Source organism: Treponema sp. R80B11-R83G3, assembly GCF_054786115.1.
Genome location: NZ_BDHF01000290.1, coordinates 1 through 958 on the forward strand (window position 1 = coordinate 1; position 958 = coordinate 958).

1 protein-coding gene is annotated in these 958 nt (G+C 46.2%); it reads right to left on the bottom strand.

Features of this window, described 5'->3' with window-relative positions; genetic code table 11:
- Positions 1–958, bottom strand: a 958-nt coding sequence (locus ACYVRH_RS13385; RefSeq protein ID WP_461257391.1) for a flagellar cap protein FliD N-terminal domain-containing protein, incomplete at both ends; no start/stop codon positions are given.

A 958-nucleotide genomic window follows, 5' to 3' on the forward strand; every position in this document is an offset into this window, starting at 1 on the left:
TTTCGGAGGCGGCGGCGGGGCAGAATCAAGTTTTGGAGCTTCAGACGGTAAATTTTCAATTGTAATGTCTCCGTAGGTTACCGAACCTGTCGGAATATTCGGCCCCGGACCCGGTTGCGGAGTATTAATGGCATCGTCTTGATTAACTTTGGTTTGGGTTTCAAGCCGGAGAATAAGGGGCGAATCTGAAGTAATTGCGATATTTATGGGGACGGAGGCGGATGATAGCGGGGCGACCTGCAATACGCCGTTGTTAATTGCCACATTAGAGGCGTTTTGTCCCGATTTTTGCACCGTGTTTTCACTGACGGGGAAGCTGGTCTGCTCACCACTGCCGACTTCCATCATGCCGATACGTGTGGCAAGAGCCGAAGCGTCCTGAGAAAAGGCCAATCTGTTTTTTGAGCCTGTCAATTTGGATTCTATTAAAAGCGAAATTGTTCCGCTTTTTACGGTTATAAGGGAAGCGGATATTTTATTACGCCCCCTGTTATTTATCGTTTCTACAAAATTTTTTAAAGTGCCGCCCCGGTAATTAATGGAAATTTCATCATTGCCGACTGAAAAGGAATAAGTGCCGGCTTCTATTCTTGTTTTTTCATCAAGGGGTTGGGATAGGAAACGGTCAGCCTGAGCGGTTTGTTTGACCGTAAAAGAAAAAGTTTGTTCAGCGGCATCCCTGTTCGCGATAGCCGTTAATACGGATTCATCCGTACTTTGGCCAAGTCTTTCGCTAAAAGGGTTTTGAAAAGAGTAGAGTTGGCGGGCGCTGTCGCGCAGGGTATTTATCCGCCTGCCTACTTCCTGCCAGTAGCCTTTTTGGACGCGTAAAGAGTCAATGTTGTTTTGGGCTCTGTCTCTGGGAATTTTTTCAAGTTTCATCAGGCCGTCAATAACCTGATCGGAATTAAACCTGCTTTTTACGCCAGGTATGTAAACATCGGACATAAACTTGTAC